General features: G+C 66.1%; 8 protein-coding genes. 3 read left to right on the top strand and 5 right to left on the bottom strand.

All coding sequences use genetic code 11. The features are described from left to right. Nucleotides 1-28 precede the first annotated feature (28 nt). A complete protein-coding gene (locus QOH60_RS14740) occupies nt 29-748 on the top strand; it encodes a 2OG-Fe(II) oxygenase (protein ID WP_526421544.1) in 720 nt (239 codons plus the stop codon). Nucleotides 749-752: 4 nt separating this feature from the next. Here the strand turns inward: QOH60_RS14740 and QOH60_RS14745 are convergent, their stop codons facing one another. Both QOH60_RS14745 and QOH60_RS14750 read right to left on the bottom strand, forming a co-directional pair. Further along, complete coding sequence (locus QOH60_RS14745) at nt 753-1,646, bottom strand: tetratricopeptide repeat protein (RefSeq protein ID WP_526421546.1); 894 nt, start codon at nt 1,644-1,646, stop codon at nt 753-755. A gap of 164 nt (nt 1,647-1,810) precedes the next feature. Continuing rightward, complete coding sequence (locus QOH60_RS14750; protein WP_526421548.1) at nt 1,811-2,992, bottom strand: thiolase family protein; 1,182 nt, start codon at nt 2,990-2,992, stop codon at nt 1,811-1,813. An 81-nt stretch (nt 2,993-3,073) separates the two neighbouring features. On the opposite strand from QOH60_RS14750, the gene mce reads away from it, so the two are divergent. Next, nucleotides 3,074-3,544 (top strand): methylmalonyl-CoA epimerase, encoded by a 471-nt coding sequence (gene mce / locus QOH60_RS14755; protein ID WP_526421550.1) that lies wholly within the window; start codon nt 3,074-3,076, stop codon nt 3,542-3,544. 4 nt (nt 3,545-3,548) lie between these two features. On the opposite strand, the gene QOH60_RS14760 is transcribed toward mce, so the two are convergent. Together QOH60_RS14760 and nucS are read right to left on the bottom strand one after the other, a co-directional pair. Next, nucleotides 3,549-3,845, bottom strand: coding sequence for an Rv1322 family protein (locus QOH60_RS14760; RefSeq protein WP_526421552.1), 297 nt, complete (start codon nt 3,843-3,845; stop codon nt 3,549-3,551). A gap of 23 nt (nt 3,846-3,868) precedes the next feature. Next, nucleotides 3,869-4,540 carry an endonuclease NucS gene (nucS, locus tag QOH60_RS14765; RefSeq protein WP_526421554.1) on the bottom strand — a complete coding sequence of 224 codons (672 nt, stop codon included), beginning with the start codon at nt 4,538-4,540 and terminating at the stop codon, nt 3,869-3,871. Between the two features lie 42 nt (nt 4,541-4,582). On the opposite strand from nucS, the gene QOH60_RS14770 reads away from it, so the two are divergent. After that, a complete protein-coding gene (locus tag QOH60_RS14770; protein ID WP_526421556.1) occupies nt 4,583-6,190 on the top strand; it encodes an adenylate/guanylate cyclase domain-containing protein in 1,608 nt (535 codons plus the stop codon). 85 nt (nt 6,191-6,275) lie between these two features. Here QOH60_RS14770 and QOH60_RS14775 read toward each other — a convergent pair. Continuing rightward, nucleotides 6,276-6,586 (bottom strand): dihydrofolate reductase family protein (locus QOH60_RS14775; protein WP_526421558.1); only part of this gene is annotated, 311 nt, incomplete at its 5' end.

Genomic DNA, 6,586 nt, shown 5'->3' on the forward strand with positions numbered 1-6,586 from the left:
CAGCGCGTCATCCAGCGGGTGCGGTTGTATGGCAGAGATGTCACAACTAGCCGACCGCATCACCGGCCTAAATTGGGACGGGATGCGCGAATCGCTCGACGAGCGCGGTTATGCCGTCACGCCAGCGATTTTCGATACCGGTGAGTGCGATGAACTGACCGCCCTGTTCGACCGCGACGAGGGCTTCCGCAAAATCATCGACATGCGCCGATACCGTTACGGCGCAGGCACGTACAAGTATTTCGGCTATCCACTGCCAGCGCCGGTCCAGCAGCTTCGCGGCGCGCTCTATACGCCGCTTGCACACGTCGCCAACGACTGGGCGGCCAAACTTCGGATCGACGGCGGGTATCCGGGATCCCTCGACGAGTTCCTTGCGCTCTGTCATCAGAAAGGCCAGAACCGGCCGACTCCGTTGATCTTTCGCTACGAGGAAGACGACTACAACGCTCTGCATCAGGACGTGTACGGCGCCATCGGATTCCCCTTCCAGGCGCTTGTCGCGCTCAGCCGTCCGGATCGCGACTACACGGGCGGTGAGTTCCTGTTGGTCACGCAACGTCCGCGTGCGCAATCGGTCGGCGAGGCGATGCGCCTCGAGCAGGGGCACATGCTGATCTTTCCCAACCAGCAACGCCCGATGGCGGGCCAGCGCGGCTACTACCGCGCCAAGGTCCGGCACGGTGTCAGCCGCGTGCGCTCAGGCACGCGCCACACACTCGGCATCATCTTCCACGACGCCGAATAGCCGTTCAGTACAACGCGTTCGCGAGATTCCGCCGAGCGGCGATGACCGCGGGATCGGCGGGATCGAAGAGGTCGAACAGCTCGATGAGCCTGGTTCTGACCTTGGTCTTGTCATCGCCGGTGGTGCGCCGGACGAGATCGATCAGGCGGTTGAACGCGGCATCGACCTGCTGGTTGAGGATCTCGACATCGGCGGCCGCGAACGCCGCATCGACGTCGTCGGGTGCGGCATCGGCCGCCCGCGTCGCGTCCGGGCGATGCTTGGTGGCCCTGCTCAAGAACGAGATCTGCCGGACCGCGGCCTTCGCCTCCGGGTGGGCAGGATCACCGTTGAGAATTGCCTGGTATGCGCCCAGCGCAGCGTCGAGATTGCCCGCATCGAGCAGCTCGCGCGCCTTCGCCACACCGGGGTCGACCTGCTCTGGCTCGGAATCCATTCCCTCGCTGAGCTTTCCGGATGTCGCAGATACCAGGGAGTCGGCCCACCGGCGCAGCTGCTCGGGCGGCTGAACGCCTTGGAAACTGGAAATCGGTTGCCCTGCAGCCACTGCCACCACCGTCGGCACCGCCTGAACGCCGAAGATCTGCGCGATCGTCGGGGCAGCGTCGACGTTTACCGTCGCCAACGACCACTTGCCGGCATCTGCTGATGCCAGTCCGCCAAGGGCGTCGGCCAGTTGGATGGAAGCGTCGCTGCGCGGCGACCACAACGCCACCACGACCGGCATCTGGTTGGACCGGGCGATGACCTCGGCCTCGAAATTGGCCTCGGTGACCTCGACGGCGCCCGCGCCACCGGGAGGTGCTCCGCCGTCGTTCTGTGTGGCGCGCTGCTTGAGTGCCGAGAGGTCGACGGCACCCGCGAGGGCGGGCCCGACGGTGGGACGCGGACGGGTCACGACGTAAGTCTGTCACGCCGCCGACAGGCTCGCGAAAGCCGGTTGCGCGATCGGGCCGCGATACCCGGCAGCAAATACCGTATCGATTCAGTTATTGGTTATGACCAATATCACGGCACGCATTTTGCTGCTCCAGGATGCCGCGCCCAGCAAACGCTCGACGACTACCCTGCGCGCAGGATCAGGGCATCGCCCTGACCGCCGGCGCCGCACAACGCGGCGACGCCGTAGCCCGAGCCGCGGCGAGCGAGCTCGAGTGCGGCGTGCAGCGTGATCCGGGCCCCCGACATTCCGATCGGGTGGCCGACGGCGATGGCTCCGCCGTTGACATTGACATTCTCCGGATCCACACCGAGTTCTCTGGTGGAGGCCAGGGCCACAGCGGCGAACGCCTCGTTGATCTCGATGACGTCCAGCGCGTCGACCGAGATGCCCTCGCGCGCGATCGCCTTCTTGATCGCGTTGGCGGGCTGCGACTGCAAGGTCGAGTCCGGGCCGGCCACGACGCCGTGCGCGCCGATCTCCACGAGCCAGCTCAGCCCCAGCTCCTGCGCCTTCTGCTTGTTCATCACCACCACGGCTGCGCCGCCGTCGGAGATCTGCGACGCGGACCCCGCGGTGATGGTGCCGTCGGGCCGGAACGAGGGCTTGAGCCCAGATAGCGACTCGACCGTGGTGTTGGCGCGGATGCCCTCATCCTCGGTGAACTCGATCGGATCGCCCTTGCGCTGCGGGATTTTCACTGCAACCACTTCATCGGCGAACACGCCGTCCTTCCACGCGGCGGCGGCCTTCTGGTGGGAACCCGCTGCGTAGGCGTCCTGCTCGGTGCGGGTGAACTTGTCGACGTCATTGCGCTGCTCGGTCAGTGCACCCATCGGCTGATCGGTGAAGACGTCGTGCAGACCGTCGTAGGCCATGTGATCGAGGACCGTCACATCGCCGTACTTGTACCCCGCGCGGCTCTTCATCAACATGTGCGGCGCGGCCGTCATCGACTCCTGGCCGCCGGCCACCACCACGTCGAACTCGCCCGCCCGGATCAGCTGATCGGCCAGGGCGATGGAGTCGATTCCGGACAGGCACATCTTGTTGATCGTCAGCGCAGGCACGTCCCAGCCGATGCCCGCCGCGACCGCCGACTGCCGCGCGGGCATCTGCCCCGCCCCGGCGGTCAGCACCTGGCCCATGATCACGTACTCGACCAGCGACGCCGGTACGTTCGCCTTCTCCAGCGCGGCCTTGATCGCGATCGCGCCGAGGTCGGTGCCCGAGAAGTCCTTCAGCGCACCCATCAGCTTGCCAATTGGCGTGCGCGCCCCAGCAACGATCACCGACGTAGTCATCCGTACCTCCAGCGTTTGCTTCAGCGCCCCTGTCTTAGCAGTCCAGACGCGAAATCTTGCCCGTCAGGTTACCGTTACGTTATGACCACCGAGCAGGTTGATGCCCGTCCTGTCCTCGCCAGCGCGTTGGTGACGGCGCTCGACCACGTCGGCATCGCCGTTCCCGACCTCGACGCCGCGATCGCGTGGTACCACAACCACCTCGGCATGATCGTGCTGCACGAGGAGGTCAACGAGGATCAGGGTATCCGCGAGGCCATGCTCTCGGTGCGCGGCGCACCGGTCGGCAGCGCCCAGATTCAGCTGATGGCGCCGCTCGACGAGTCGTCGACGATCGCCAAGTTCATCGACAAGCGCGGGCCCGGTCTGCAGCAGCTGGCCTACCGTGTCAGCAATCTCGACCAGCTCAGCCGCCGCCTCCATGACCAGGGGGTCCGACTGCTCTACGAAGCGCCCCGCCGTGGCACCTCGAATTCCCGGATCAACTTCATCCACCCCAAGGATGCCGGCGGAGTGCTGATCGAACTGGTCGAGCCCGCAGCCGAACACTGATCCGTTAGGACCACTTTCGCGTCGGGCGCCGCGTCGCCCGGTGCGTCCAGCACGCAGTGTGCCAATGCCGCCGATCCTCGACGCCATGCTCGCCGGCGTCGGCAGGCCACACGACAAGATGCGGTGTACCCGAACGTATTTCGTGATCACAGCCGGGGCACCGGTACGGCTTGGTGGCGCGCGCAGCCGTGACGGGGCGCACCTCGTAGTCGTATCCGTCGGTGCCCGTCTCGATGCGACGAGGACCTGGCAGCGGCGGCAACGGGGCACTGCGAGGCGCGCGCCTGCTCCGTCGTGCCATGGCGCCAGTCTATCGGGCGAACGTCAGAACAGCCGGTACGCGTCGCTCTCCAGACCACGCATCTCGTCGTAATCCAGTGTTAAACAACGGATTCCACGATCCACCGCTAACGTGCGGGCTTGCGGCTTGATCTGCTGGGCGGCGAACACCCCGCTCACTGGGGCGAGCAGGCTGTCGCGGTTGAGCAAGTCGAGGTAACGGGTCAATTGCTCGACACCGTCGATTTCGCCGCGGCGCTTGATCTCCACCGCTACCGATCGCCCGTTCTCGTCGCGACACAGAAGATCGACAGGGCCGATCGGTGTCATGTACTCGCGGCGAACCAGCGTGTATCCGCTGCCCAGCAATTCGACGTGCTCGGCCAACAGCTCCTGCAGGTGAGCCTCCACGCCGTCTTTCACCAAGCCGGGATCGACACCGAGCTCATGGGAGGAGTCGTGCTCGATCTCCTCGATCGCGATCCGGAGCTGTTCGCCGGCCTTGTTCTCAACGACCCACACCGGCGTCGGGCCGTCCGTTTCCTCCGTCAGCCAGCACGGTGGGCTCATCCAGTTCAGGGGCTTGTACGCGCGGTCGTCGGCGTGCACGCTCACTGATCCGTCGGCCTTGACCAACAGCAGCCGTCGCGCCGACGGAAGGTGCGCCGTGAGGCGTCCCAAGTAGTCGACGGTGCACCGGGCGATCACGAGACGCACGCGTACACCTTAGGGGCGGCCCCGGGTTAATGTTGCGCCACCATGGTTGGCGAGTCGGTTCCGCAGCGGCTGGGTCGGCTGCTCGAGCGGGTAACGCAGCAGAGCGGACGGCTGCCTGACACTCCCGACTACGGGTCGTGGCTGCTAGGTCGGGCCAGTGAGAGCCAGTCTCGCCGGCGAGTCCGAATTCAGACCATCTTGACCGTCTTCGTTGTCTCCGCGAACCTGATCGGGATCGGGATCGCCGCGCTGGTGGTGCTGCTGGTGTTCCCGACGCCAAGCGTGTTCGATCCAGACGTCCGGTGGATCACCTGGCTGATCGCGCCCGCCTACATCGTGGCCGCGCTGGTCGTCGGCGTGTTCTGGGCCACCCACCGGGTCATGAACAACGTGCGCTGGGCCATCGAGGAACGGCCGCCCACCCGCGAAGACCAGCGCAACGCATTCTTCGCCCCGTGGCGGCTGACGCGGGTCCTGCTGATCCTCTGGGGCTTCGGCACCGTCCTGCTGTCCACGCTCTACGGGCTCGCCGACATTCATTACCTACCGAAAACGCTGCTGGGCATCAGCTTTCCGGGGATCGTCGTGTCGGCCAGCTGCTATCTATTGACCGAGTTCGCGTTGCGGCCGGTCGCTGCGCAGGCACTGGAAGCCGGCAGGCCCCCCGAGCGGCTGGCGCAAGGCATCATGGGCCGCACGATGCTGGTGTGGGCGCTCGGCTCAGGGGTGCCCGTGCTCGGCATCCTTCTTGCGGCGGTGATCACCCTGAGCCTGCAGAACGTCACCCCCACGCAGTTCTCGATCGCCATCGCGGTTCTCGCGGTGTTCGCCTTGGTCTTCGGTTTCATCCTGATGTGGATCCTGTCCTGGCTCACGGCCACGCCGGTACGGGTGGTCCGCGCGGCGCTGAGCCGGGTCGAACAAGGCGATCTGGACACCAACCTCGTCGTGTTCGACGGCACCGAACTCGGCCAGCTGCAGCGCGGGTTCAACGAGATGGTGCACGGGTTGCGCGAAAGAGAGCGTATCCGTGACCTTTTCGGCCGACATGTCGGCCGGGAGGTGGCCGCCGCGGCGGAACAGAAGAAGCTGAGCCTGGGCGGGGAGGAACGGCACGCTGCGGTGCTCTTCGTCGACATCATCGGGTCGACCCAGCTCGCGACCCAGCGCTCGCCGAAGGAGGTCGTCGAGCTGCTGAACCGATTTTTCGCGGTCATCGTCGACGAGGTCGACCGGCACCACGGCCTGCTGAACAAGTTCGAGGGCGATGCGGCACTGGCGATTTTCGGCGCCCCGATCGAACTGGAGTGTCCCGAGGACGAGGCGCTCGCGGCCGCGCGCGCGATCGCGCGCAGGCTTCACGATGAGGTCCCGGACATGTCGGCGGGGATAGGCGTGAGCGCAGGTCAGGTCGTCGCCGGCAACGTCGGCGCCTACGAGCGCTTCGAGTACACCGTGATCGGGGACCCGGTCAACGAGGCCGCCCGGCTGTCCGAGGAAGCGAAGTCACGAGACGAGCGTGTCCTGGCGTCGGGGCCGGCCGTCGAGGGCGCAAGTGAAAGTGAGCGCCAGCGTTGGACGTTCGACGGAGAAACAGTTCTGCGGGGCCGCGACGAGCCGACGCGACTCGCCCAGCCGGTCGATCCGTAGTTCACCCAGCGGACGTCGAGGCGGGAGCCGCTCGAGTCGTGTACCTCGTAGTGCATCCGCACGTCACCTGGCTGTGCATGTCCGATCAGTCGTGTTTCGCCTCGTAGCGCAGCAGGACCGTGCCGCCCGGGAAGGTGCGGTTCTCCAACAGTCGCAGCGAGATCCATGACGGCAGTGTCGGGAAAAACGGTGTGCCGCCGCCCACGACGGTGGGCGTGACCACGATCCGGTACTCATCCACCAGTCCGGCCTGCACGATCGGTGCGGCCAGCGTCGCGCCGGCCACCTCCAGCCTGCCGTCGGTTTCGGCTTTCAGCTTCGTTACCACCTCGACCGGGTCGCCGCGTTCCAGGCGGGAGTTCCAGTCGACGGACTCCAGGGTGCGCGAGAACACGA

Source organism: Mycobacterium sp. (genome assembly GCF_032159765.1).
GTDB lineage: Bacteria > Actinomycetota > Actinomycetes > Mycobacteriales > Mycobacteriaceae > Mycobacterium.

Excerpts from the sequence above, each read along its gene's own strand:
- QOH60_RS14760 (WP_526421552.1), bottom strand. The coding sequence starts at position 3,845 with ATGGCACGACGGAGCAGGCGCGCGCCTCGCAGTGCCCCGTTGCCGCCG.
- mce (WP_526421550.1), top strand. The coding sequence starts at position 3,074 with ATGACCACCGAGCAGGTTGATGCCCGTCCTGTCCTCGCCAGCGCGTTG.
- QOH60_RS14750 (WP_526421548.1), bottom strand. The coding sequence starts at position 2,992 with ATGACTACGTCGGTGATCGTTGCTGGGGCGCGCACGCCAATTGGCAAG.
- QOH60_RS14770 (WP_526421556.1), top strand. The coding sequence starts at position 4,583 with ATGGTTGGCGAGTCGGTTCCGCAGCGGCTGGGTCGGCTGCTCGAGCGG.
- QOH60_RS14740 (WP_526421544.1), top strand. The coding sequence starts at position 29 with ATGGCAGAGATGTCACAACTAGCCGACCGCATCACCGGCCTAAATTGG.